Genomic DNA, 24536 nt, shown 5'->3' on the forward strand with positions numbered 1-24536 from the left:
GGAGAACATTATGAAAAAGAAATTTTTAGATACAAAGTTTACCATTAAAGAAGTCGTTGCAACGGGGATTGGAGCTGCACTTTTTGTAGTTATCGGAATGATTAGCATTCCAACACCTGTCCCAAATACCAGTATTCAGTTGCAATATGCGGTTCAGGCCCTCTTTAGTGTCGTTTTTGGCCCCTTTGTCGGCTTCCTGATGGGCTTGATTGGCCACGTTATCAAAGACGCTATGGCTGGCTACGGTCTTTGGTGGTCATGGATTATCGCTAGTGCCTTCTTTGGCTTCATTCTTGGTTTGTTTAAAAATCGCATTCGTGCAGCAGAAGGTGTTTTTGAAGTGAAAGACATCGTCAACTTCAATATCTTCCAGCTTTTGGCCAATGCTTTTGTCTGGCTCTTGGTCGCTCCAATTGGAGACATTTTGATTTATAGCGAGCCGGTCAATAAGGTCTTTGTGCAAGGCTTTGTGGCAACTCTGTCCAATGGAGTAACAGTTGCCGTAGCAGGAACCTTGCTCTTACTAGCCTACGCCCGTACTCAGACTCGCTCAGGCAGCCTTAAGAAAGATTAATCAAATTAGATAATTAAAGATTGGGAACGTTCCAATCTTTTTTTGTACAAAATAAAAAACAAAATGTAATTTATATATTGCATTATTTAAAATATATTGTATAATAGACTTATAAAGACGAAAGGAGCGCAGATATGAATAAGAAAGTAAGTGTCCTGCTTATCTGTCTTGTATCGGCGATCGTTCTACTAGTTGTTGGCATGATTCAGAAAGATCAAACCTTTATCATACTTGCTTTTAGTAATGTCGCCCTTGGCTCTACTTTCTACGCCATAGACGGGCAAAAGAAATACGAAAAGGATGGTGGCCATGGCAAAAAATCTTAGGTTAAAAATGGCAAGGGCTGAGCATGACATGACTCAAGGCGACTTGGCTGATGCTATCGGCGTGACTCGTCAGACCATTGGCCTGATTGAGGCAGGCAAGTACAATCCCAGTCTTAGTCTATGCTTGGCCATTTGCAAATGCCTCAATAAAACGCTGGATCAGTTGTTTTGGGAAGAATAGGAAGAAAGTGAGAAAGAAAATGAAGGACAAACCACAAAAAGTCTATACAGACGAGCGGACTCTACAACTTGAGCGAAAATTAGGAAATGAAGTTGCATTTTTTGCGATCATTTTACTCCTTATTTCTATTTTTATCAAAATCATGATTTGGCATGTGCCAGTAGAAGGCTACTTACCAGAAATTCTGATTATTTTGGGTATGGAAATCTATGCTGGCATTCGTAGCTGGCAGTTGGGCCTTGACATCAGACGCGACAAGCCATCTATTGGGCATAGGAGTTTCAGAAGTCGTTTGGCTAACGGAGCTATCTTAGCAATTGTAATCGTGGCTGTTCAGATGTGGAGTGGAAATTCAGCTCTTCGACCATTCTTTCGCCATCATCCAATTTTGCAATTTATTTTCATTGTAGCTTTGATAACTGCCTTTTCTAGTATATTTGATCAGTTGGTCGATCATTTTTATCAGAAGAGACAGGTTTTATTGGACCAAGAACTAGAAAATGATGAGAATTAGAATCAATGAATCTTTAACTTATAAATAAGAAAGTGAGTAAAAAAATGAAGAAGCAGCCTGTTATAAAAGATGAACGAACAGAAAAATTGGACGGAAAAGTTGCAGGAGAACTAGTACTAGGAATGTTCCTCTTCTTGGCTATCTCTGTATTTTTCAAAGCCTATATCCTCCATCTAAGCTTGCTGGCCTATCTGCCAGAGAGTATTCTACTTACCCTAGTAGGTCTATATGCCTTGCTTCGTCGCATAAGCCTAGGCATTGATGTTCGCGATATGGTGAGAGAGGAAAAATGGCCAGAGCGTTTTGGCGGTGGACTTGTCTTTGTTCTCATCGTTATAGGCATTGATTTCTTTGGTCAGCGAGAAAATCTGGCTAGCATGTTCAGCATTTTGTATCTGCTCAAGCTGGCTCTTGCAATGCTACTGTTTATGCTTGGAAGCTTGATCATGGACAAGATCAGTCTTTACCTAAATAGTAAAGGTCAGGCAAAGCTCGATCAGGAATTGGAGGATGAGGAATGACTTGGTGGAAACGATTGATCTGGGTTGGCTGTGCTTTCTTAGCCTTGGGCTTGTATATCCTCCCTATGCTGTTTCAGCAGGTAGCCATAATTTATCAATTTCCCAAACAGTGGACCATTGGTCTTGGGCTTTTGCTGATTTTCCTAGTCTGGCTGGTCTTTGTCGTGGTAGCAAAGAAAACTGGAATTTTATCTCCGTCTGGAACAATCTTTCAAAAAGGAGATGGGAAGCGAATTGCTCTAGGCCTCTTAGGAATGTTGCTCATATCTGTCCTTGGGACGGTACTACTACGGTGGCTGCATGGAGAAGTGACAACGGCTAATCAGGCGTCTTTGATGGAGGAGTTCCGAAGAGGAGATATAGTTTTATTGCCTATCATGCTTGGAATTTTAGCGCCTATCGCAGAAGAAATTATTTTCCGTGGCATCATTCCTCTCAAAATCTTTAGAGGCTATGAAATCTGGGGCTATATCATAGGCGGACTGCTCTTTGCGATTTTTCATGGTCCAACCAATATCATGTCTTTTGTGATTTATGGCGGTGCTTCTGTGATTTTGACCTTGCTGGCTTATCGAACTCGGCGCTTGGAAGTCAGTATCGCAGTTCACATGATAAATAACGGACTTCCTGCTATTCTTATGTTGTTAATTACTATTGTTGGAGTAGAAGTATAGGAGCTTGAAATGAAAATGAAACTTATTAAACGTCAGATCTTGGACGAGCGGGAAGAGCAACTGGTCAACAAGGCTGGTATGGAGAGTTTCAGTCTCATGCTATGTGGCAGTTTAGCTTTATATATGGGTTCTGTCGCTATGAATGGGGGAGTCGTTCACTATCAGTCATTCTTGCTTTTGATTCTCATCAGTAGCTTTTATTTTATGTGTCGAGCTCAGTATCTGGGGGCTAATTATTACAATAGTTTCTTAGAGAGCCTCAGCAAGCGGCAGAAGAATCGCTTCGATAAGTATTTGGAAGAATTGGAGAAAGAGGGCTAACCTGCTTTTCTGCGTAGAGATTCCAGCTCTGCTATTTTCCAAACAAATTTTTTGCCCAGCTTTTCTTCTCGCGTTATAATAAATAGATGAATTAAAAAATTCAGAAAATTTTATAGAGAAAAGAGAGTTGAAATCTTATGGCAAAAGATATTCGCGTCCTACTTTACTACAAATATGTTCCGATTGAGAATGCTGAGAAATTTGCAGCTGATCATCTGGCCTTCTGTAAATCTATCGGTCTGAAAGGCCGTATTCTAGTGGCAGATGAGGGAATCAACGGAACGGTTTCTGGTGACTATGAAACCACTCAAAAATACATGGATTATGTACACAGCCTTCCGGGCATGGAAGACCTTTGGTTCAAGATTGACGAAGAAAATGAGCAAGCTTTCAAGAAAATGTTTGTTCGCTACAAGAAAGAAATCGTGCACTTGGGCTTGGAAGACAATGATTTTGATAATGACATCAACCCGCTGGAAACGACAGGAGCTTACCTATCGCCTAAGGAATTTAAGGAAGCCCTCTTGGACGAAGACACTGTTGTCCTAGACACTCGTAACGACTATGAGTACGATCTGGGTCACTTCCGTGGTGCCATTCGTCCAGACATCCGCAACTTCCGTGAGTTGCCGCAATGGGTTCGTGATAACAAAGAGAAGTTCATGGACAAGCGCGTGGTTGTTTACTGTACTGGTGGTGTTCGCTGTGAGAAATTCTCAGGCTGGATGGTGCGTGAAGGATATAAGGATGTCGGTCAGCTTCATGGCGGTATCGCGACTTACGGCAAGGATCCAGAAGTTCAAGGTGAGCTTTGGGACGGCAAGATGTATGTCTTTGATGAGCGTATCTCCGTTGATATCAACCATGTTGATCCAGTCGTGATTGGGAAAGACTGGTTTGACGGTACTCCTTGTGAGCGTTATGTCAACTGTGGCAATCCAGAGTGTAACCGCCGCATCCTAACTTCAGAAGAAAACGAAGACAAGTACCTCCGTGGATGCTCTCACGAATGCCGTGTTCACCCTCGCAACCGCTATGTGACTGAAAACGGTCTGAGCCAAGCTGAAGTGGTGGAACGTTTGGCTACGATTGGGGAAAGTTTGGAAACATTGGTGGCTCAGTAATTTAATCGTGAAGATAAAAAACTTTAGATGTTTCAAGCGTCTAAAGTTTTTTTCATCATTTACCTACAAATAAAAGGCTTGTTAGATAGAGATTTGGGAAGGCGAACTATTTCCGCTAATTTTTGGGATATCTCTCGGAGTATTACTTGCTTTCTGGTTTTCTTTCCGCGGTTTTGGTTTTTGTCCTTTCTTTTTGATGTGATATAATGGGCTTAAATAAATGGGAAAGGAGCAAGTCTATGTCTAAAGCTATCATGGAAGAAGTGGCAGCCTATTTGCGTCAGCATGCAGATGAAGAGCTGAGTCTGACCAATTTGGCTCATCATTTCCATTATAGTCCTTCCCATCTATCCAGAACTTTCAAGAAAAAGATGGGCTTTTCTATCAAGCAATATGTGGAAGCTCTTAAGATGGAAAAAGGAATTCAGGAGATTGTAGAAGGCCGGCAAAATGTGACTGAGACCTCTATGGAAGCTGGTTATGATAGTCTAGGCAGTTTTTCCAATACTTTTAAGCGGCATACTGGACTTTCGCCTAAAAAATACTATCAAGAATCAACCAAGGCTTATGATTTTATGGTCAAACAGCTGGATGAGAAGGGAGCTTTATTGCATCAGGATCCCGACTGTAAAAGTGGCAATCGCTTGACCGTGGCGCTATCTTATCCTGAGGGGTATGAACCACGCATTAGCTGTGTCGGGCTTTTTAAAACCCGCATTCCCAAAGAAGAGCCGGTTATCGGAGTAGCACTAAGTCAGGAGAGCCGGTTTACTTTTGAAAATGTACCCGATGGTCACTACTATCTTTTGGCCTGTGAATTGCTGGAGGATTTACACCTAACTAAAAACTATGTCTTGAAGCATAACTTTCGCTGGGGCAGCGATGAGCCTCTCGCTTTTTCAGGCGATAGCATCTATCAGGAGGAAATCAGCATGCGCAGGCCTTTGCCCAGCGATCCACCTATTACAGTTAATCTTCCAGTTTTAATCATGCGTTCCCTAGCCAAACAAGCGCAATTGAGAATAAGAAAAATTTTATCCTAATTGATAAACTGATACTAGAGATTTATTCTCAGATATAAAAAATTGGAGGAACAATAATGAAATTAGACGTGTTTTTAAGTTTTAATGGTCAGGCCGAAGAAGCTTTTCGTTTCTATGCAGATCTTTTTCAGACAGAGATAAAGGGACTTGTCCGAGCCAGTGAGATGATGGACCCAGCAAACCTTCCTGCAGAAAAACGGGATAAGCTTGCCTGGATTGCCTTAGATACGGAAAACTTGACCCTGAATGGTGAGGATGTAGGCATTTTTAACGACCTATCTATTCCTAGCAATCATCAGCCCAATCAATGGTTAGTTCTGAGCCCAGACAGTAGAGAAGAAGCCGATGAGCTTTTTGCCAAGCTTGCTGAAGGTGGACGGATTCTCTATGCTCTAGAGAATCAAGATTTTGCTAAGTTTTATGGCCGCTTGATTGACCGTTTTGGTATCGGCTGGGATGTGATGATGAAGTAGGGGAGAGCGATGACATATAGTAAATCTTTGGCTCAACAGATTCGTACCATTTTAGCTACTGAACTTCCCCCTCATGTTTTTGAAGAAGAGGTAGAAGAGAAGAAGATGTTTGGTGGATTGGCTTTTATGATCCGAGGTAAGATGACCGTTACTGTGAGTTCGAGAGGTCAAGAGCTTGTCATGGTCCGCATCGGTAAGGAAATGGAAAAGCAGGTTCTGCCTAAAAATGGTGCCAGTGTCACAGTGATGAAGGGTAGGCTTTATCATGGCTATATTGATTTAGATGGCGAAGGACAAAAGGAACTGCCTTACTGGATCAAGCTAGCTTTGGCCTACAATCAGGAGCTGACGCAAAAATGAAGTGATAGAGCGTTTGGCTGTGATTGGGGAGAGCTTAAATGAAGTAAGTCCTGCATAAAGAATAAAAAAACAGTCCACTGGGGCTGTTTTTGATATGGAAAGACAACCTGTTTAGTAATGGGGCTCAGCGTTATGTATTTTAGGATGATGGTATGGCAAGCTAGTATTTTTAGAAATAAATCTAGAAAATCTCTTATAGCTCTATTTTTCTAGTTATAGGTCTTTATTTTACATTCTTGTAGCATATGTTATAATATAACAAGATAATATAAGGAGGTTTGCTTTATGAGTATTACATTTTCCATTCCAAATAAGCGGGGTTTTCTAGGATTTCAGAAAGTTTTAAAAATCAGTGAATTGCTTGGATTTGTTGATGGACTGGAACCCCACCCTATACAGAAAGAGTTTATGTACCTTGGACTAGATAAGATTGCTCTATTGAAATGCTGGGTTCCTGCAAAGTCTGGCCGTTATATTGACTTGGAATATGATAAGACTCAACAAACTTACAATGTGCGGATTCTGACTCCTTCAACACTTGCTGATTGGTCTCAGGCTCTTACTTTGGTTTCTAAGTTATCAAGTCGCTTGGGGACAAGCATCCGTGATGAACATGGTAGAGAATATAGCAGTTCAAGTGTCTGGGACTACCCTTATCAAGAGGACATAGTTTTTGGCTTGGAGGACTTTCTAAAATCAGGCTATGAGCTTGTGTATCAAGATGGTATTCGGAGAACGCTTGCCCTAAGTCCACATCTGGTGGAAGGTTTCTTGAAGGCAGATAATCCTGCTCAGAGTTATAGCGATTTTTTCACCACTCGACAGTATATTGGTGCCTATGACGCTCAAAGTAAATTTTATGGAAGTGAGCAGAATGAAAAAATTTTAGGGACCTATACGCTAACTGCTGGTGTTGATACAATCCTTCCTCTCGTACCTACCCTCGCACAAGAAGATACTGAATATATTGATGAATCAAAACTTAGCTGGTGCTGTAATCTGGTCGGATGTGATGATGCAGACCCGGACAATCTGGAGAAATTCTTTATTTACAAGAGAATTTTATATTCAGATTTTTTGGACAAGCTTCCTGAAAATATGACACAATTATTTGATGCTGAGAAAGTTCTTGTTTCTGCTATGACTTTTGCCCAAATGAAAGCTCTCTTTGAAGATTGCCAGGAGTTTGTTTTGTAGTCTTTGTTCATGCCAAGACTGGACTCAGCCAGTTTAGCTTCCATTTATGGATGAATAATCTTTTTATGTGAAAACTCTCATTCAGATTGACTGCCCTCCGATAGCTAGATATTAATCTAGCGCTTGGGGGGCAGTTGCTTTATCCCAATTTTTTTGTTTTGAAATGGGTTTGAACCTGTCCCTGCTATAGAGTCTGCCTATATCCTTGGCTAGCTAGAAAATATGCAGGCGATAGTCAGTGGCCCGCCTTTTTATGATACAATAGTAAGATAGAGTCAGTGGATGTTAACTGGCTATTTTATGCTAAAGAAAGGGACAAAACAAGTCGATGATTCTTGAAGAGTTTGATCAAAACCGTAAGGCCATCATCAATCCAGAGGATTTGATAGAGCCTATTGAAGGCTTTCCGCAGACGGCAGTGTCCTGCTTTGCTCGGGAGACCTTTGCACGAATGCTGGCGGATTTTGACCATGAGTTGATTACGACGACGTCTATGGCTAACATTGAAATTCCTATCTATCGGGTCTTTGCAGATGGGCAGGAGCTAGCTCTTTTCAATGCACCAGTTGGGGCTTCCGCTTGTGTGGCTATTCTGGAGGATTTGATTGCTTTTGGTATGAAGAAGCTGGTTCTCTTTGGGACTTGTGGTGTGCTGGACGAGGATATCAAAGCAACATCCGTCATTATTCCGACAGCAGCTTTGCGTGATGAGGGGACTAGCTATCATTACCAGCCGGCTAGTTCGGAGATAGCAGTCAATGTCGGCTTGCAGGATTTTCTGGTAAATTTCCTTGAACAGCGAGGGATTTCTCATAGCTTGGGCAAGGTTTGGACGACCGACGGTATTTTCCGAGAGACTGCGAACAAGCTACGCAGGCGAAAAGAGGCGGGAGCTATCTGTGTGGATATGGAGTGCTCGGCTGTAGCGGCTCTAGCGGCCTTTCGTGGCGTTCAAGTTTGCCAGTTCTTTTATGCGGCGGATCATCTGTCTGAGGAGGCTTGGGATATGCGCAATCTGGCTAATCATGCGGACTTAGACGAGAAAGACAAGGTGGCCAATCTGGCGATTCAGATCGCTCTGGCCTTATAGAAAAACATGAAAAAACCAATTATTCAATTTGAAGATTTTAGTTTTCAATATCAGGCTCAGTCGGAGCCGACTTTGAAGCATATCAATCTGACCATTTATGAAGGGGAAAAGGTGCTGCTGATTGGGCCGTCTGGCTCTGGTAAGTCAACCTTGGGTCAGTGTCTCAACGGCATTATTCCCAATATTTACAAGGGTCAGGCCAGTGGGCAACTCTTGATTAAGGGGCAGCCAGCCTTTGATAGCAGTATTTATGACAAGTCAAATCTTGTCAGCACGGTCTTGCAAGACACAGATGGTCAGTTTATCGGGCTCAGTGTGGCAGAGGATTTGGCCTTTGCCTTGGAAAATGATATGGTGGACTTGCCCTTGATGAAGGAGAAAGTCCTGCGTTGGGCCAAGCAGCTGGACCTAGAGCAGCTTTTGGATCACCGTCCTCAAGACTTGTCTGGTGGACAGAAGCAGCGGGTCAGTCTGGCGGGTGTCTTGATTGATGAGAGCCCAATTTTGCTGTTTGATGAGCCTTTGGCCAATCTCGATCCCAAGTCTGGCCAGGATACGATTGATCTGATTCATAGAGAAGCTGCGACCACGACCATCATCATCGAGCATCGCTTGGAAGATGTTCTTTATCGACCTGTTGATCGAGTTGTTCTTGTCAATGATGGGCAAATCCTCTTTAATGGCGCGCCAGATGATCTGCTCAAGACGAAGCTCTTAGCGGAAAATGGGATCCGAGAACCCCTCTATATCACAGCCCTGTGGCAGCTTGGTTTTGATGTGGCAAGCGAGACTCATCTGGCTGATTTAACCAAGCTGGAACTTACTGGACTTTCGCAGAATCTGACCGACCAAAAAGCAGAGCAGGATGACAGTCGTCACGAAGCACTTTTGGAACTCGATCATGTTTCTTTTGCCTATCAGAACGACAGACCTATTTTGCGGGATATTAGTCTGAAGATTTTCAAGGGTGAGCGGATAGCCATCGTTGGGAAAAATGGAGCTGGCAAGTCTACGCTAGCCAAGGCTCTCTGTCGTTTTATTGATACAGAAGGGGAGTATCGTTGGCAGGGACAGGATATCAAGGGTGACTCTATCAAGGAGCGAGCGGAGCGGATTGGCTATGTCCTGCAAAATCCCAATCAGATGATTTCGACCACAATGATCTTTGATGAAGTAGCGCTGGGACTGCGGTTGCGTGGTTTGGCAGAAGCGGAAATTGAAGAAAGGGTTCATGCTGTGCTCAAAACTTGCGGTCTCTATGAATTTCGCAGTTGGCCGATTTCAGCCCTGTCTTTTGGTCAGAAGAAGCGGGTGACCATTGCTTCTATCTTGGTGCTAAATCCAGAGATTATCCTTTTGGATGAGCCAACAGCTGGTCAGGATCAGCGCCACTATACAGAGATGATGGACTTTCTCGACGAGCTAAACCAGCAGGGTCATACCATCATCATGATTACCCATGATATGCAGCTCATGCTGGATTATTCGGATCGGGCCATCGTGGTGGTGGACGGCCAGATTTTAGCAGACCAGTCGCCTGCTCAGGTTCTGTCCAATCATGAGTTGATTGCAGCGGCAAATCTAAAGGAAACTTCGATTTTTAGTCTAGCTGAGAAGCTGGGAGTGGATCCGCTAGCTCTGACTCAATTTTACATGCGAAAAAAGGAGGAAAGTCATGTTTAATCAACAGAAATTGATTGGCTACCATGCCGGAAAGACTTTTCTCCATGCTCTTTCTGGTGCTAGCAAACTGATCTTTTTTATCCTGGTTTCGGTGGCGGCCATGATGAGCTACGATACGCGTTTCCTCCTTCTTGTGGCTCTAGCTTCCCTGTTCTTATTTCGAGTATCTGAGATTCGGCTGAAGGATATTTCTTTTGTTTTGGCTTTTGCGGGAACCTTTGCAGCGCTGAATATTCTCATGGTCTATCTCTTTGCACCACAGTATGGGGTGGAGATTTATGGAGCCAAGAATTTGCTCTGGACAGGCTGGGGAGCTTATAATCTCACACTTCAGGAGCTCTTTTATCTCTTGAATCTTTTGCTCAAGTATTTCTCAACGATTCCCCTAGCGGTGATCTTTCTCATGACCACCCATCCCAGTCAATTTGCTTCCAGTCTCAATCAAATCGGCCTTTCTTATAAGATTGCCTATGCGGTCAGTCTGACCCTGCGTTATATTCCAGATTTACAGGAGGAATTTTACCTCATCAAGATGTCTCAAGAGGCGCGTGGGCAAGAATTATCCAAGAAGGCTCCCCTCAGCAAGCGGGTCAAGGGGAATCTGCAAATCGTCATTCCCCTGATTTTCAGTTCGCTCGAGCGAATCAATACTATCGCGACGGCCATGGAGCTGCGCCGCTTTGGGAAAAACAAAAAGCGGACCTGGTACACCCAGCAAGCCTTCGGAAAACTAGACAAACTTGTAATCGTGGTGTCTGTCCTTCTACTAGCCCTCAGCCTTCTTCTTTTCGTTTTCAATCAAGGACGCTTTTATAATCCTTGGGCCTAGGCTAAAGGTGGAAAACTAGCCAGGTTTGGATTGAGAGGATCAATCGGTGCAAGAAAAAATAAATTTTAAATTTTATAAGGAATTAGTTTTTCCTGTTTTTTGTGGTCTAGGGGCTTTCGTTTTGCTCTTGGCTTTGTCACAGACAGATGAAGTCGGGGGGAGAATGACCCTGATTTCAATCATCTTGCTAATGGCGATGAGTGGTCTCTTTACTTGTCTTGCTATAGTCAATAGAGAAAAGAGTTTGCGACGCTGTCAAGAACTTTATTCTCACTTTCCAGAGCTTGAAAAGGATTTTCAACTAATTTATAGCGACTCTCGTTATGTGCGTGAAAGCCTATCTCTCTATCTCTACAAGGATGTCATCATACGGGTTGATACTTATTTCCAATTTCTCATGCTTTCTGACTTAGCTGATGTGACCATTAAGATTGAGGAAGTGGAACAAACAAAGTATGCAAAAGTTCATCACCTTTATCTGTATTACAATCCAATGAGTTCTAACAAAGATGTTCGTCTGGCTTTTGGGCCTTATACGGATCAAAAATATATTGACTTACTACAGTTTTTAGATGTGATGAATCAAGTTGCTCCTTGGATTCGAATCTATAATGAAGCTATGGAAAAATAGTATGCTTTAACAAATATAAAAAACAGGTAAATTTAACAGGCCTCCCAAAGAGTTAGACACAAAAATCTAACCTTTCGGGAGGCCTGTTAAAGTAGAATGCTTTTTGCTTGATTCAATGGACTTTACTCGTTTTCAGTTGTTACAAAATTTTGTTGGTAATTTTGCTGCTCTTGATAGGGATTTTGGCTAAATTGCTGATCTTGGTAGTCTGTATTATTATAGGAATCATTGCTAAGGAGTTCATATTTTGTAGGCTGACAATAAAAAATAAACAGAATAAAATAGCCAAAAAGTGGGACCAAGTACAAAAAGAGAAGAGCCCAATGATAGCCACCATCTCGCAATCGTCGAACTTTAATGGCGAGAGAGGGAAGCAGAATTGCAATGTAATAGACAAGCATCAGGCCAGAAAATAAGGATCCTCCAATCTCAGAGTTCAAAACCGTCTCAATCAGAAGAGCAGTACAAAGTATTAGTATCATTACTAAAAAATGGCAGAGAATGGGCCACCAATATTCTGGGCGAGTTGAGCGACCAGTGAAATCCACATAGCCCTTCCAAAATTTTTTATATGCATCAATCATGTAGTAATCTCCTTAAATATTTTTTATATATTCTACTATATTTAGCAAGAATTGGCAAGTTTTGGGGAAATAGCGATCTTTGGCTAGAATAAAATAGGTGGCTAAATCAAGCTGTTTTATTATAGCCCTAGAGAAAAATTATGAACAAACTAAGAAGCTTGTTTCTCAACTGATTTGATGAATAGAGCTGTTATTTACTATTACTATTGTCGAAAGAAACTATGGAATAAAACCTATCGTCCTTATTTATTTGAAGAGAAGAAGGCCTAAAATCAATGTCAGTTCCCCTCTTTTAATCGCTAGGAAATATGATATAATGAAGTGTTATCAAAAAAGGTTTCATTAGCCTTGAAAGGATTAAAAAATGACTACAAAACAACCGTTTTATATTACGACACCTATTTACTACCCGTCTGGTAAGCTCCATATCGGGTCTGCCTATACGACCATTGCCTGCGATGTTCTAGCTCGCTACAAGCGTCTCATGGGCTATGATGTTTTCTATCTGACTGGTCTTGATGAGCACGGTCAAAAAATCCAGCAAAAAGCTGAAGAAGCTGGGATCAGCCCACAAGCTTATGTCGATGGCATGGTGGTTGGCGTTAAGGAGCTCTGGCAGCTCTTGGATATTTCTTATGATAAATTTATCCGGACGACCGATGACTACCATGAAAAGGTTGTAGCGGATGTCTTTGAAAAACTCTTAGCTCAAGATGATATCTATTTAGGTGAATATTCAGGTTGGTATTCTGTATCTGATGAGGAATTTTTCACCGAAAGCCAGCTGGCAGAAGTTTTTCGTGACGAAGCTGGAAATGTAACGGGTGGGATTGCGCCATCTGGACATGAAGTGGAGTGGGTATCAGAAGAGTCTTACTTCCTTCGCCTCAGCAAGTACCAAGATCGCTTGGTAGAATTTTTCAAATCTCAACCAGACTTTATCACACCTGATGGTCGTCTTAATGAAATGTTGAAAAACTTCATCGAGCCAGGCTTGGAAGACCTAGCCGTTTCTCGGACGACCTTTACTTGGGGCGTGCCGGTGCCATCAAATCCTAAACACGTGGTCTATGTTTGGATTGATGCCCTGCTCAACTATGCGACTGCTCTTGGCTATGGTCAGGAAGACCATGCCAACTACGATAAATTCTGGAATGGCACTGTCTTCCACATGGTGGGCAAGGACATTCTGCGTTTCCACTCTATCTACTGGCCAATCTTGCTCATGATGCTGGATATCAAGCTGCCTGACCGCCTGATTGCTCACGGCTGGTTTGTCATGAAAGATGGCAAGATGTCCAAGTCTAAGGGCAATGTGGTCTATCCTGAAATGTTGGTAGAGCGTTATGGACTGGATCCACTTCGTTACTACCTCATGCGCAGTCTTCCGGTGGGATCTGATGGAACATTCACACCTGAGGACTACGTTGGCCGTATCAACTATGAGTTAGCTAATGACCTAGGGAACTTGCTCAATCGTACTGTTTCCATGATTAACAAGTACTTTGACGGTCAAGTGCCAGCCTATGAAGAAAATGTGACAGACTTTGACGGAGCTCTGGCTCAAGTGGCAGCTGAATCTATCACTGACTACTATAAACACATGGATGCAGTGGACTACCCACGCGCGCTGGAAGCAGTCTGGACGCTCATCTCACGCACCAATAAATACATTGATGAAACTGCTCCTTGGGTTTTGGCTAAGGATGAAGGCAAGGTCAAAGAACTGGCAGCAGTCATGAGCCACTTGGCAGCCAGCCTCCGTGTTGTAGCTCACTTGATTGAACCATTTATGATGGAAACTAGCAAGGCTGTCCTCAGTCAATTGGGCTTGCCTCAAGCAACGTCTCTGGAAAATCTAGCAATTGACCAGCTCCCAGCAGGCCTGACAGTTGTAGAGAAAGGGACACCAATCTTCCCACGTCTGGATATGGAAGAAGAAATTGCCTATATCAAAGAACAAATGGAAGGAAACAAACCTGCGGTTGAAAAAGAATGGAATCCAGAAGAAGTCGAGCTTAAACTTAACCGTGAAGCGATCAAGTTTGACGACTTCGATAAGGTGGAAATCCGTGTCGCAGAAGTCAAGGAGGTGTCTAAAGTTGAAGGCTCAGATAAGCTTCTTCAGTTCCGCTTGGATGCAGGAGACGGTGAGGACCGCCAAATCCTCTCTGGTATTGCTAAATACTATCCAAACGAGCAAGAACTGGTCGGAAAGAAAGTCCAAATCGTAGCCAACCTCAAGCCGCGCAAAATGATGGGCCGCATCAGTCAAGGCATGATTCTCTCAGCCGAGCACGGTGACCAACTGACTCTCCTGACTGTGGACGAGAAAGTGATAAATGGAAGTTTGATTGGGTAGAGAATTTTGTAGCCCATTATTTCAATTGATAACATTCGTGTTAATCTCATCTAATGTAAAGCCCCCAGCAAGTTTATTTTGCTGGGGGTTCTTTTGATCGAATGAGACGATTGGTAGAATATAGAGGAAGAGAAGGGAGCCCTAACCTTCTGGAAATTCATGGTTCAAGATTATGAAATAGCATTACTACCTGTCTTACACTAAGGGAAAAGAAGAATTTGTTTGAGTAGTTTTCCTCAGTTGATGTGGATTAAGGCACATGGTATTTATTTATATAAGAAAGTTATTTTCTGAAAATCTTGTAAAAATTTCTTACATATGATAAAATGATAAAAAAATAAAGAGGTTTATTGTATGATTAATGCTTATAAAAATTTTTTCAAAGGTTATGTGGATTTTTCTGGTCGCTCTACACGTGCTGAGTATTGGTGGATTTACCTAACCAATTTTATTCTTGCTGTTTTTTTGTACATGATAATTTACTCAACTGTAGTATCTAATCCAAACAGTATTGAGGCAATTGAAACAGTAAATTCCTTGACTAATTTTGGTATCATTTGGTTAGTCATCTTTTTCTTGCCTGGCTTAGCTCTAATCATTCGTCGTCTAAGAGATGCTGGTTTTCACTGGGCTCTGATTTTTATCGCTTTTATTCCTGGGGTAGGCTCAATTGCACTCCTTATTTTGTTAGCTTTTCCAAGCAAGAATATTGTAGAATTAGATGTTAAAACCGACCAAGAAACGCAGTCGCTTAATATTAACTAAGAAAAGCAGTGTGCTTAATCGTTATGTTACTTACATTAGCTGTTTTTTTCGTACGATGATGTGCAATAGTTGATTTCTGATTTTTCCTTATTGAGAGCTTAGCTTGCTTCCAATTTTGTAGAATTCACTTATTAGCTATAAAAAACACTCCTGAGTCTAGTTTTCTAGATTTTGACAGGAGTGTTTTTCTTTCATATTAGAGAGTTGCCAAGTGCCACATTCATAGCTTATTGCTCATCGGGTTTATCTGTTTGAGCGAAATCATTGCTTGTAAAAGGAAGATTCTTAGTGAATTCGGATAGATTTTCCTTGACTTCTTGAACAAGTTTACTAGGCTTCAGCAGGTTCATGTCGTCTTTCCAAGACTGGTAGCGCATGTCTACCAGTAGTTTGGCGAGGCGCGTCAGCATTTCCCGCTCCTGGTCTGTGAGTGCATTGGCATTTTCAAAAACAGCTAGGATTTTGTTGAAATTTTCCAGCTTGGTGAGGTCATTGATGGAGCTGATACCAGCATCCAGAATGAGTCCGAAAAAGAGATCGAAAAAGTCTTTTAATTCCTCATCAGAAACGCTATCTACCCAGTTTTTCAGAGTTCTATCTACTTGAAGGCTGTCTGGATTGAGGTTGTCCAGTAGGACAAAAGTCTGGCTACTAATCTGCCAAGTGAAGGTATCGTGCTGGGCCAGACCGCCGAAAGCTGTACTTTTGACAATCTGAGCCTGCTTAGGAGTTTCGAGCATCATTCCGACGATAAAGCCTTGCGGAATGTAGCGCTTTATCTTGTCTGAAATAGTCTGGTAGCCTTGACTGGTGATGACCGAGTGATTCAGTCCGGGAGCATCATAGCTGTAAATACTCTGAATCCGCTCTTGATATTCTGGCTCGATTTGACTAGCAGCGTAGGAAGCTAGGTTTCCGCCCTTCGAGTGACCTGTCAGGATGAACTGCCCAGGCAGAGCATCCATAGCTTTTCGCAGATAATTGACCGCTGTTTTTTGAGCTGGGACCTGATCCATATAGGTCATGTGGAAGTCCTCTTTCCAGCCGATAATGGAATCATCAGTTCCGCGGAAGGTCAGGACATAACTATCGGGCTTGATTTTGAAAATCATAGCTGCAAACTGCTTTTGAACATCAGGGTCAATATCATTGACATAGCCCATGAGCTTAATATTTTTAAAACGGGTGGAGCTGGCTACCTTTTCTAAAAGTTTCAGACGATTTTTAGTCACCAACATGGACAAATCCTGGGGCACTTTTTCAGCAGCTTCAAAGAAGCGGCAAGTACAATCAGGGGACATCTGGTCAGACACAATCTGGTCAAAAGGCAGATAAGTTATCTCGGTCAGCATCAGCATATCCAATTCATTAAAGGGGGTGTCGTAGATACTGTCGTAAGCTACTTGGTCTAGGTAATCAAAAATTATTCCCATATTTATCTCCAATATTCTATCTTCTTCCAGTATAGCATAAGTGGACGTAGATTGTTAGAAAGAAAAAAAGAAAAGAGCGGAAACCTGAAGATATTCTTCAGTATTTCCAGCTCTTTTAATCTAGTAAGCCTTACCGATGAGGATGGCGTAGATAAAGAATAAGGCAAAGCCAAAGAGGAAGATCAAACCAAGGATGGAAAGACCTTTTAGCCATTTGCTCAGATGTTTATTCTCGCTCGTAACGAGGAGATAGTTTAGAAGGGCAAAAAATGGAGTAGTCAGGAAGGAAGCAATCATGGCGAAACGAAGCATGAGAGCCACACTACCTTGGAAGAAGTAGATGATAACGCCACCGATAATAGCTGTAGCGGTCATCCAGATATGCAGATTTTTTTGAGAAGTCTTCTCTTCATCGAGAAGGAGGCGTAGAGATTCAGCATTTACACGGGAATAGCCATCGATAACGGTAATAACCGTACCAAAGATACAGAGAAAGGCGATGAGAGTAATCAGAATCCGTGACCAGTCGCCAAGAACGGATGCGTACATCCCAACGAATTGCTGGATGTAGGCAGCACCAGCATCTTGAACTGCTTGGCCAGTTGGATACTGGATGAGAGCTCCCATAGCGACGAAGAAGATAGCCAGAATGGCTGTACCAATATAGCCAACGTTAAAGTCAAAGAGTCCGTCCGTGACAGAGATATTGACAGATTTTCCTTTCTCAGCAGTCCAGAGGGAGTTAATTGCTGAAATCTCGATTGGAGCTGGCATCCAGCCCATTAGAGAAACGATGAAAGGCAAGGCAGCCATTTGCCAAGGTGTCTTTTCAACGAAGTCTGCTCCGTACTCAGGATGCTTGATAATGGCAACGATGACCGCAATAACGGTTGCAAAGGTTAGAGCGGACATGATCCATTTGGCAAGGCCATCCAGGAACTTATAGCCACCAAAGAGTAGCATTGCCCAGATCAGGATGATGAGGATCAGAGACCATTGAGTAATACTGAGTCCAAGGGCATTTGGAAAGGCGCTGGCGATGATAGCAGCACAGAGAATTCCGACCCCTGCTGTATTGACCAAGGCGGAGAAGACATTTAAAACAAAGAAGATGCCCAAGTAGAATTTTCCTTTTTGGGCATAGCCTTCAACCAAGCTGTGACCAGTTTCTAAGGTGTACTCAGCACCGAAGCGAAAGAAGGGATATTTGAAGAGGTTGGCCAAGATGACCAGTCCCATCAAAGCCCAGCCATACTTGGCGCCTGCTTGAGCAGAGGAAACAATGTGAGAGCCACCAACAGCAGCAGAGGCCATGAGGATCCCAGGGCCTAGGGCTTTTAGTTTGGACTGCCAGGTAGATGTCTGAGTTTGTTCTAGCATAATAATCTCCTTATTATAAAAAATGAATTTTCAGACAATTCTGAATGTAGTGTTATTTTATCTTTTTACTCTGTCTTTGTCAACACCTCTTGAATAATTTCTTGAAACTTTCTGAAAATAAGGTGAGTTTCAAACAAAAAAAGCCTCTGTGATTTAAGGGAGAATTTGATATAATAGCAGTAAGAAAAATGAGTGAGGAAATGGAATGCACAAGATTTTACTGGTCGAGGATGATGCGGTCATCCGTCAAATGATCAAAAAAATGCTGGAGCAATGGGGCTATCAGGTTGTGGCGATTGAAGACTTCATGCAGGTTTTGACAACCTTTGTCAAGGAGGAGCCCCAGCTGGTGCTGATGGATATTGGTCTGCCTCTCTTTAACGGCTACCATTGGTGCCAGGAAATTCGGAAGATTTCGACGGTGCCCATTATGTTTCTGTCTTCGCGCGACCAGTCCATGGATATCGTCATGGCCATTAATATGGGCGCAGATGACTATGTGACCAAGCCTTTTGACAATAATGTCTTTTTGGCCAAGGTTCAAGGCCTGCTGCGACGTTCATACGAGTTTGGGACAGACCAAAGCCTTTTGGAATATCAGGGTGTGATTTTAAATCTCAAATCCATGGATTTGGTCTATGAGGGCGAGCTTGTGACGCTGACCAAGAATGAATTTCAGATCTTGCGGGTGCTCTTTGAGCATTCTGGCAGCATCGTGGCGCGTGATGACTTGATGAAGGAGCTCTGGAACAGTGATTTCTTTATTGATGACAATACCTTGTCCGTCAATGTTGCCCGCCTGCGCAAGAAGCTGGAAGAGCACGGTCTGAAACATTTCATTGAGACGAAAAAAGGGATAGGATATGGTTTGACCAATGGACATGCAGGATAAATTTTTCTTTTTGAAGCATCATTTGTATTCCCGTCGCTTCATCTTGTTGCTCTTGCTGATTGTCTTTTCGATTATGGGGATGTTTGCCTTTATTTTTGAAGACGGGCGCAGCCTGCTAGAGTATCAGCTGCTCTTAGCCTTTCTCCTTGCTAGCTTTTTCTTGGGAATGGATCTCGCTAGTGCCTATAAGGAATACCGCAACCAGCTCTTCTATGCCTCAGGTCGGCCTCAGACTGCCTTAGAGGTTCTCCTTTTTGAGAAACTGGCTCTTTTGGAAATGGACAAGAAGAACCGTGCGATTGAAGAGAGGGAGAAGTTAAATGACCTGATGGACTATTATACGCTCTGGGCTCATCAGATTAAGACGCCTATTGCGGCTAGTTCATTGCTGGTCGGAGAGATTGAGGACAAGAAGGTCAAGAACCAGCTGGAGCAAGAGCTTTTCAAGATCGAGTCCTATGTCAATATCGTCTTGCAGTATCTTCGCTTGGAGAGTTTCCACGAGGATTTGGTCTTGAAAAAGGAAAATCTTGAAGACTTGGTCAAGGAGATTGTCAAGAAATATGCGATTTTCTTTATCCAAAAGGGGTTGATCCTCAGTCTGCATGATCTGGACCGAACCATCATTACAGACAGGAAATGGTTCGTCGTTATTTTGGAGCAAGTGCTGTCAAATAGTCTGAAATACACCAGTCAAGGCGGGATTGAGATTTATTTTCAGGAGGATACGCTTTATATCAAAGACAGCGGTTTGGGCATTCAGGATGCGGATTTGCTAAGGGTTTTCGAGCGAGGTTTTTCGGGCTATAATGGCCGTTTGACTCAGCAGTCGTCTGGCTTGGGACTTTATCTGTCTAAGAAAATTGCAGATGAGCTGGGGCATCAGATTAGCATCGCTTCTCAAGTCGGACAGGGAACGACTGTCATGATTAGTTTTTCAGAGAAGAAAATGATATTTGAATAAGGCATTCTTACAAATTTGTAAGGTTGGCCAGTGAAATTGAAAGGTTAGGTTATGGTACCGACCTTTCTTTTTTTGTAAGATAGATGTATAAAGAAGACAAGGAGATATGAAATGAAAACAAGAGGATTAAATGCTTTCCAACTCAAGCTTTTCATGGCCTTTTTAATGGTTTTTGATCATATTGGTAAGATTCCAGGGCTTTTGCCGACAGGCTGGGACGGGATTTTTCACCTGCTGACTCGCTGTGTAGCTGCTTGGTTTGCTTTTAGCGCAGTAGAAGGCTTTCTGCATACGCGCAACCGCTTGGCCTACAATGCACGCTTGTTTATCTGGGCGGCTATCATGCAGCTGGGCAATACCATCTTGACCATGCTCTTTCATAGCAAGGGGATTCATCTTGAGAATAATATCTTTCTCAGCTTAGCCTGTGGCGTTTTGGTGCTAAATCTTGTGTTTGGTCTTTCCAAAAATAGTGAAAAGATTATGGATGAGAAGCGCTATTTGCAGATTGGAGCGGCAGTCTTAATTGGTTTGGCGGGAGTCTTTTTGACAGAAGGCGGCATGACCATTATTCCTTTGATGCTGATTAGCTATATCTTCCGCAATCAGCCTGCTCTCAGAACTTTTTCTTACATGGTCTTGGCTTTTCTACTCTTCTGTCTGAGCATTGAAATCTACCCAACCATGGGAGCCACCATTTCGATGATGCTCTACAATTCAGACTGGGCCTTTATTACCGTCTTGCCCTTCCTCCATCTCTACAATGGCGAGCGAGGCTATAATGGCAAGTGGGGCAAGTATTTCTTCTATATCTTTTACCCAGCCCATCTCTGGATCATCGCACTGATTGCATATCTAGTGCAGAGATAAAAATATTGGCATTTAAAAATTAGTAAAATATGGAAATAAAGCTGTTTCTGTATTAAAATGGAATTATAGAAAAGGAGATCATGATGACCTTATTAGACGTACAACACGTGAAAAAGATTTATAAAACTCGCTTTCAGGGCAGCCAAGTAGAGGCGCTAAAGGACATTCACTTTACAGTGGAGAAAGGCGAATATGTCGCCATCATGGGTGAGTCTGGCTCTGGGAAGTCCACCCTGCTCAACATCCTAGCCATGCTGGACAAGCCGACCGAAGGGCGCGTCTTTCTCAACGGAACTGACACGGCAACCATCAAAAACAGCCAGGCTTCCAGCTTCCGTCGGGAGAAATTGGGCTTTGTCTTTCAGGATTTCAATCTGCTGGACACTCTGTCGGTTAAAGATAATATCCTCCTACCTCTGGTGCTCTCTCGTCGTCCTATTACCGAGATGATGCAAAAGTTGGTTACAACCTGCAACGAGCTGGGAATTAACAAACTCCAAGAGAAGTTCCCTTATGAGATTTCCGGTGGTCAAAAGCAGCGGGTGGCAGTAGCCCGCGCTATCATCACAGAGCCTGAGATTTTGCTGGCAGATGAGCCAACAGGGGCTTTGGATTCAAAGTCTTCGGCTGCTCTCTTGGATGTCTTTGACGATATCAACGACCGCGGCCAAACCATTCTCATGGTAACTCACTCGACTTCAGCGGCTAGCCGCGCCAAGCGGGTGCTCTTTATCAAGGACGGAATTCTTTATAACCAAATCTTTCGCGGCAACAAGACCGAGCGGCAGATGTTCCAAGAGATTTCCGATACGCTGACGGTCATGGCAAGTGAGGTGGGCAACTATGTTCAAACTAACGAGTAAACTGGCCTTATCAAATCTGATCAAAAATCGCAGTTTGTATTATCCATTTGCCTTGGCAACGGTACTGGCAACAGCGATTTTGTATAGTTTTGTCTCACTGGCTCACAGTCCAAATATGGAGACTTCTTATGGTGGTACAGCAGCTCGCATGACCTTGCAATTTGGTATCCAGGTCATTCAGATTGCGGTGCTCATCCTTATCACCTATGCCAATAGCTTTGTTATGAAGAACCGTTCGCGGGAGCTCGGTGTTTATAGCGTGCTGGGGATGGAAAAACGCCACCTGCTACTTATGACCTTCTTTGAGCTCTGTGTCTTTTATCTGGCTACGGTCGGTCTGGGGGTCTTGTCTGGCTTAGCTTTGGACAAGATGCTTTACGCAGTCCTTTTGAAATTGATGGGAATGCCTGCTGTTATTGCCTCGACCTTCCAATGGCAGAATGTTTGGATGACTCTAGCCAGTCTAGGTGTCGCTTTTGCGGTGATATTGTTGCTCAATTCTCTGCGTCTTCTACGCTATAGCTCTCTTAACCTAATGAAAGAAAGGAAAGCTGGCGAGAAGAAGGGACGCTTCCTTTGGGTGCAAACCTTGCTGGGGCTCTTCCTCATGGGTGTGGCTTATTACATGGCTTTGACCGTTACCAAACCTGTCGCTGCTATCGGCAATTTCTTTATAGCTGTGATCATGGTTATCCTAGCAACCTATCTGCTTTTTAATGCAGGTTCGATTACACTATTGCAATTTCTCAAAAAGCGCAAAGGCTACTATTATAAAACGCAGAATTTCATTTCTGTTTCCAATCTCATCTCGCGGATGCGTAAAAATGCAGCAGGATTGGCAACTATCTCCATTCTATCTACCATGCTCCTAGTGACTCTGGTTGGCACAATCAATATCTATGTCGGAGGTCAAGATTATATTACTACCTTGCATCCAAAGGATTATAATGTCAGCGTCGTCCTGCCGAACTCAACTGACCAGACGGAAGCTCTGTTGGACAAGGTTCAGCAAGTCGCTCAGGACACAGGTCTGAAGAAGCCACGCTATACTGCCTATCTCTATCAATCAGCCTTCATTATGAAAATGGCTGGTAATGATATCACGGTTCCAGCGCAAAGCGAGCTGGATTCGGATCCAAGTATCTTGACCAAGTCTGCTGGCACGATTACAGTTATCAATCGTCAGGATTATGAAAAAATGACAGGGAAAAAGATAGACTTGGCAGATGATGAAACTCTTGTCTATGGAAAAAATGTTTCCTTAAATAAGGATAAGCCTCTCCGAGTAAATGGTAAAGACTGGAAGATTAAGCAGATTTTACCGTCGAATTTCACGCATGGGGAAATCCCTAATCCAAACGACGTGGCCATGGAACAGGGTCTCTATATGGTGGTCAATGATAGTAAAGAAGTAGGACTAAATGTTGCACACTATTACTACATTGGAGTTGCTTCAGAGACTAAGGGCAGTAAAAAGTTTGTCGAGCAAGTCCAGCTGGGACTGAGGGACACTTTGGATCAGGAACAGGCCCAAGATGGTAGCTACGCAATGGCTAGTGATCGTCATAGCGCAGAAAAGAGCTATCAGGAACTTACTGGAACCTTGCTCTTCATCGGTGTCTTCCTCTCCGTTATCTTTCTTCTAGGAGCTGTTCTCGTGATTTACTACAAGCAAATCTCTGAAGGCTATGAAGACCGCGATGGCTTTATCATCTTGCAAAAGGTTGGTTTAGACGAAAAGCAGACTAGAAGTACCATTCGTAAGCAGATTTTGACTGTTTTCTTCCTACCTCTCATCTTTGCTTTTCTACATATAGCGGCTGTCTTTCATATGCTGCGCTTGATAGTTGCTCTATTGGGTGTGACTAATCTTCCTCTCTTAATCCAGACAACACTTGCAACTTGCGGCGTCTTCCTCCTGACCTATATTTTAGTATTCTTACTAACTTCTCGCAGTTACCGCAAGATTGTCGCCCGCTAAGGGCAAATCCCTGACCTCTGGTCGGGGATTTTTTAATGTCAATGAGCTATTTTTAGTTGTAGTGAATTATATAGTATGACTGGGATTGAATGAAGTGATAGATTTATAACTCAGTCTCGGGTTTTTAGATTTCATAATTTCTCTCTCTTTATTCAGTTGAATATGTGTATAAATTTGAGTTACATTGAGTGAGCTATTACCAAGAATTTTTTGGATATAACGGATATCAACATCATTTTCTAATAATTGTGTCGCAAAAGTATGGCGAAACATGTGTGGAGTTACAGGCTGGGTAATATGTAATTTTTGTTTTAAATCATTTAATATTAACCTGACGGCTTGCTCTGATAGTTTTTGACGGTAACGATTGAGAAATACATACTTAGAATTTATAATAAAATTCTTTTTATAATAGTTCAAAAGTTCCATAAAATTTTTATCTTCAATGTAGACTACTCTTTCTTTATTTCCTTTTCCTTTGATAAATAATGTGCCTGTTGAGAAATCAATATTTTGCCACATTAAAGAGCAAAGTTCAGAAATTCGAAGGCCAGTCCGAATGAGGAGCTCTATAATGAGTACGTTTCTAAGAGAAATAAATTTTGAAAAACAGGTATGAGAATTATTTAAATTTTGATACACTTGCAATAAAATCATACTGATGATTCTAGGGGAGATCAGTCTGGGCAAAGATTTATCGTTTTGAAATTTACACTTTATTTTTTTTAATGGATTTGAAAGGATGATTTCTTCACTTTCTAAATAAGAATACAGACTTTTAATAGATGCAATTTTCCTTTTTAGTGTTCTAGTCTTGCTGTCTCTTCTCCCCCTCTTCCGCTTCCGCCTACTTCTCCTTTTGCGTTCTCTTGTTTCTTCTGTTCGTTCCCCCCTCCCTCGT

At 42.6% G+C, this 24536-nt stretch carries 26 protein-coding genes and 2 pseudogenes; 24 read left to right on the forward strand and 4 right to left on the reverse strand.

Features of this window, described 5'->3' with window-relative positions:
* Positions 1-10 precede the first annotated feature (10 nt).
* From ACWPVL_RS09730 to ACWPVL_RS09810, 17 genes and pseudogenes are all read left to right on the forward strand, one after another.
* A complete protein-coding gene (locus tag ACWPVL_RS09730; protein WP_454388571.1) occupies positions 11-574 on the forward strand; it encodes an ECF-type riboflavin transporter substrate-binding protein in 564 nt (187 codons plus the stop codon).
* A gap of 134 nt (positions 575-708) precedes the next feature.
* Positions 709-900: a potassium transporter gene (locus tag ACWPVL_RS09735; protein ID WP_454388573.1), complete on the forward strand. Its 192-nt coding sequence runs from the start codon at positions 709-711 to the stop codon at positions 898-900.
* A complete protein-coding gene (locus ACWPVL_RS09740; protein ID WP_005591814.1) occupies positions 884-1081 on the forward strand; it encodes a helix-turn-helix transcriptional regulator in 198 nt (65 codons plus the stop codon). Before ACWPVL_RS09735 ends, ACWPVL_RS09740 begins: the two co-directional genes overlap by 17 nt.
* A 19-nt stretch (positions 1082-1100) precedes the next feature.
* Positions 1101-1595, forward strand: coding sequence for a DUF6773 family protein (locus tag ACWPVL_RS09745; protein ID WP_454388624.1), 495 nt, complete (start codon positions 1101-1103; stop codon positions 1593-1595).
* A gap of 44 nt (positions 1596-1639) precedes the next feature.
* Entirely contained in the window at positions 1640-2116 is a 477-nt protein-coding gene (locus tag ACWPVL_RS09750; protein ID WP_454388575.1) for a DUF6773 family protein, read from the forward strand.
* On the forward strand, positions 2113-2790 hold the full coding sequence (locus ACWPVL_RS09755) for a CPBP family intramembrane glutamic endopeptidase (RefSeq protein ID WP_454388577.1): 678 nt from the start codon (positions 2113-2115) through the stop codon (positions 2788-2790). The genes ACWPVL_RS09750 and ACWPVL_RS09755 overlap by 4 nt, the downstream gene beginning before the upstream one ends.
* Positions 2791-2799: 9 nt before the next feature.
* The gene (locus tag ACWPVL_RS09760) at positions 2800-3111 is read left to right on the forward strand and encodes a DUF6773 family protein (RefSeq protein WP_454388579.1); all 312 of its coding nucleotides are present in this window, start codon (positions 2800-2802) and stop codon (positions 3109-3111) included.
* A 137-nt stretch (positions 3112-3248) separates the two neighbouring features.
* Positions 3249-4235 (forward strand): oxygen-dependent tRNA uridine(34) hydroxylase TrhO, encoded by a 987-nt coding sequence (gene trhO, locus ACWPVL_RS09765; protein WP_454388581.1) that lies wholly within the window; start codon positions 3249-3251, stop codon positions 4233-4235.
* Between the two features lie 239 nt (positions 4236-4474).
* The gene (locus ACWPVL_RS09770) at positions 4475-5278 is read left to right on the forward strand and encodes a helix-turn-helix transcriptional regulator (RefSeq protein ID WP_454388583.1); all 804 of its coding nucleotides are present in this window, start codon (positions 4475-4477) and stop codon (positions 5276-5278) included.
* A gap of 56 nt (positions 5279-5334) precedes the next feature.
* On the forward strand, positions 5335-5751 hold the full coding sequence (locus tag ACWPVL_RS09775; RefSeq protein WP_454388585.1) for a VOC family protein: 417 nt from the start codon (positions 5335-5337) through the stop codon (positions 5749-5751).
* Positions 5752-5760: 9 nt separating this feature from the next.
* Entirely contained in the window at positions 5761-6111 is a 351-nt protein-coding gene (locus ACWPVL_RS09780) for a TfoX/Sxy family protein (RefSeq protein ID WP_454388587.1), read from the forward strand.
* A 285-nt stretch (positions 6112-6396) separates the two neighbouring features.
* Complete coding sequence (locus ACWPVL_RS09785; protein WP_454388589.1) at positions 6397-7308, forward strand: DUF4299 family protein; 912 nt, start codon at positions 6397-6399, stop codon at positions 7306-7308.
* A 328-nt stretch (positions 7309-7636) separates the two neighbouring features.
* Complete coding sequence (locus ACWPVL_RS09790; protein ID WP_454388591.1) at positions 7637-8398, forward strand: nucleoside phosphorylase; 762 nt, start codon at positions 7637-7639, stop codon at positions 8396-8398.
* Between the two features lie 6 nt (positions 8399-8404).
* Positions 8405-9250, forward strand: a pseudogene (locus ACWPVL_RS09795) (DUF3744 domain-containing protein); the annotation flags it as partial.
* A 27-nt stretch (positions 9251-9277) separates the two neighbouring features.
* Positions 9278-10081, forward strand: a pseudogene (locus tag ACWPVL_RS09800) (energy-coupling factor ABC transporter ATP-binding protein); the annotation flags it as partial.
* Entirely contained in the window at positions 10074-10910 is an 837-nt protein-coding gene (locus ACWPVL_RS09805; RefSeq protein WP_454388593.1) for an energy-coupling factor transporter transmembrane component T family protein, read from the forward strand. The pseudogene ACWPVL_RS09800 and the gene ACWPVL_RS09805, both read left to right, overlap by 8 nt.
* Before the next feature lie 46 nt (positions 10911-10956).
* The gene (locus tag ACWPVL_RS09810; RefSeq protein WP_454388595.1) at positions 10957-11541 is read left to right on the forward strand and encodes a hypothetical protein; all 585 of its coding nucleotides are present in this window, start codon (positions 10957-10959) and stop codon (positions 11539-11541) included.
* 122 nt (positions 11542-11663) lie between these two features.
* On the opposite strand, the gene ACWPVL_RS09815 is transcribed toward ACWPVL_RS09810, so the two are convergent.
* The gene (locus tag ACWPVL_RS09815) at positions 11664-12125 is read right to left on the reverse strand and encodes a DUF805 domain-containing protein (protein WP_454388597.1); all 462 of its coding nucleotides are present in this window, start codon (positions 12123-12125) and stop codon (positions 11664-11666) included.
* A gap of 364 nt (positions 12126-12489) precedes the next feature.
* On the opposite strand from ACWPVL_RS09815, the gene metG reads away from it, so the two are divergent.
* Positions 12490-14487, forward strand: coding sequence for a methionine--tRNA ligase (gene metG, locus ACWPVL_RS09820; RefSeq protein ID WP_454388599.1), 1998 nt, complete (start codon positions 12490-12492; stop codon positions 14485-14487).
* A 354-nt stretch (positions 14488-14841) separates the two neighbouring features.
* Positions 14842-15252 (forward strand): DUF805 domain-containing protein, encoded by a 411-nt coding sequence (locus ACWPVL_RS09825; RefSeq protein WP_454388601.1) that lies wholly within the window; start codon positions 14842-14844, stop codon positions 15250-15252.
* 227 nt (positions 15253-15479) lie between these two features.
* On the opposite strand, the gene ACWPVL_RS09830 is transcribed toward ACWPVL_RS09825, so the two are convergent.
* Positions 15480-16685 (reverse strand): DUF2974 domain-containing protein, encoded by a 1206-nt coding sequence (locus ACWPVL_RS09830; RefSeq protein ID WP_454388603.1) that lies wholly within the window; start codon positions 16683-16685, stop codon positions 15480-15482.
* A 120-nt stretch (positions 16686-16805) separates the two neighbouring features.
* Positions 16806-18065 carry an NRAMP family divalent metal transporter gene (locus ACWPVL_RS09835; RefSeq protein WP_454388605.1) on the reverse strand — a complete coding sequence of 420 codons (1260 nt, stop codon included), beginning with the start codon at positions 18063-18065 and terminating at the stop codon, positions 16806-16808.
* 205 nt (positions 18066-18270) lie between these two features.
* Between ACWPVL_RS09835 and ACWPVL_RS09840 the strand changes: the two genes are divergently transcribed.
* From ACWPVL_RS09840 to ACWPVL_RS09860, 5 genes are all read left to right on the forward strand, one after another.
* Positions 18271-18957: a response regulator transcription factor gene (locus ACWPVL_RS09840; RefSeq protein WP_037615348.1), complete on the forward strand. Its 687-nt coding sequence runs from the start codon at positions 18271-18273 to the stop codon at positions 18955-18957.
* Positions 18941-19921 (forward strand): sensor histidine kinase, encoded by a 981-nt coding sequence (locus tag ACWPVL_RS09845; protein ID WP_454388607.1) that lies wholly within the window; start codon positions 18941-18943, stop codon positions 19919-19921. The genes ACWPVL_RS09840 and ACWPVL_RS09845 overlap by 17 nt, the downstream gene beginning before the upstream one ends.
* A gap of 111 nt (positions 19922-20032) precedes the next feature.
* Positions 20033-20791, forward strand: coding sequence for a TraX family protein (locus tag ACWPVL_RS09850; RefSeq protein WP_454388609.1), 759 nt, complete (start codon positions 20033-20035; stop codon positions 20789-20791).
* A gap of 83 nt (positions 20792-20874) precedes the next feature.
* Complete coding sequence (locus tag ACWPVL_RS09855; protein WP_005592422.1) at positions 20875-21654, forward strand: ABC transporter ATP-binding protein; 780 nt, start codon at positions 20875-20877, stop codon at positions 21652-21654.
* Positions 21635-23635: an FtsX-like permease family protein gene (locus ACWPVL_RS09860; RefSeq protein ID WP_454388611.1), complete on the forward strand. Its 2001-nt coding sequence runs from the start codon at positions 21635-21637 to the stop codon at positions 23633-23635. The genes ACWPVL_RS09855 and ACWPVL_RS09860 overlap by 20 nt, the downstream gene beginning before the upstream one ends.
* Positions 23636-23701: 66 nt before the next feature.
* Here the strand turns inward: ACWPVL_RS09860 and ACWPVL_RS09865 are convergent.
* Positions 23702-24536, reverse strand: an 835-nt coding sequence (locus ACWPVL_RS09865) for a tyrosine-type recombinase/integrase (RefSeq protein ID WP_454388613.1), incomplete at its 5' end; no start/stop codon positions are given.

The organism is Streptococcus sp. Marseille-Q8145 (assembly GCF_965112035.1).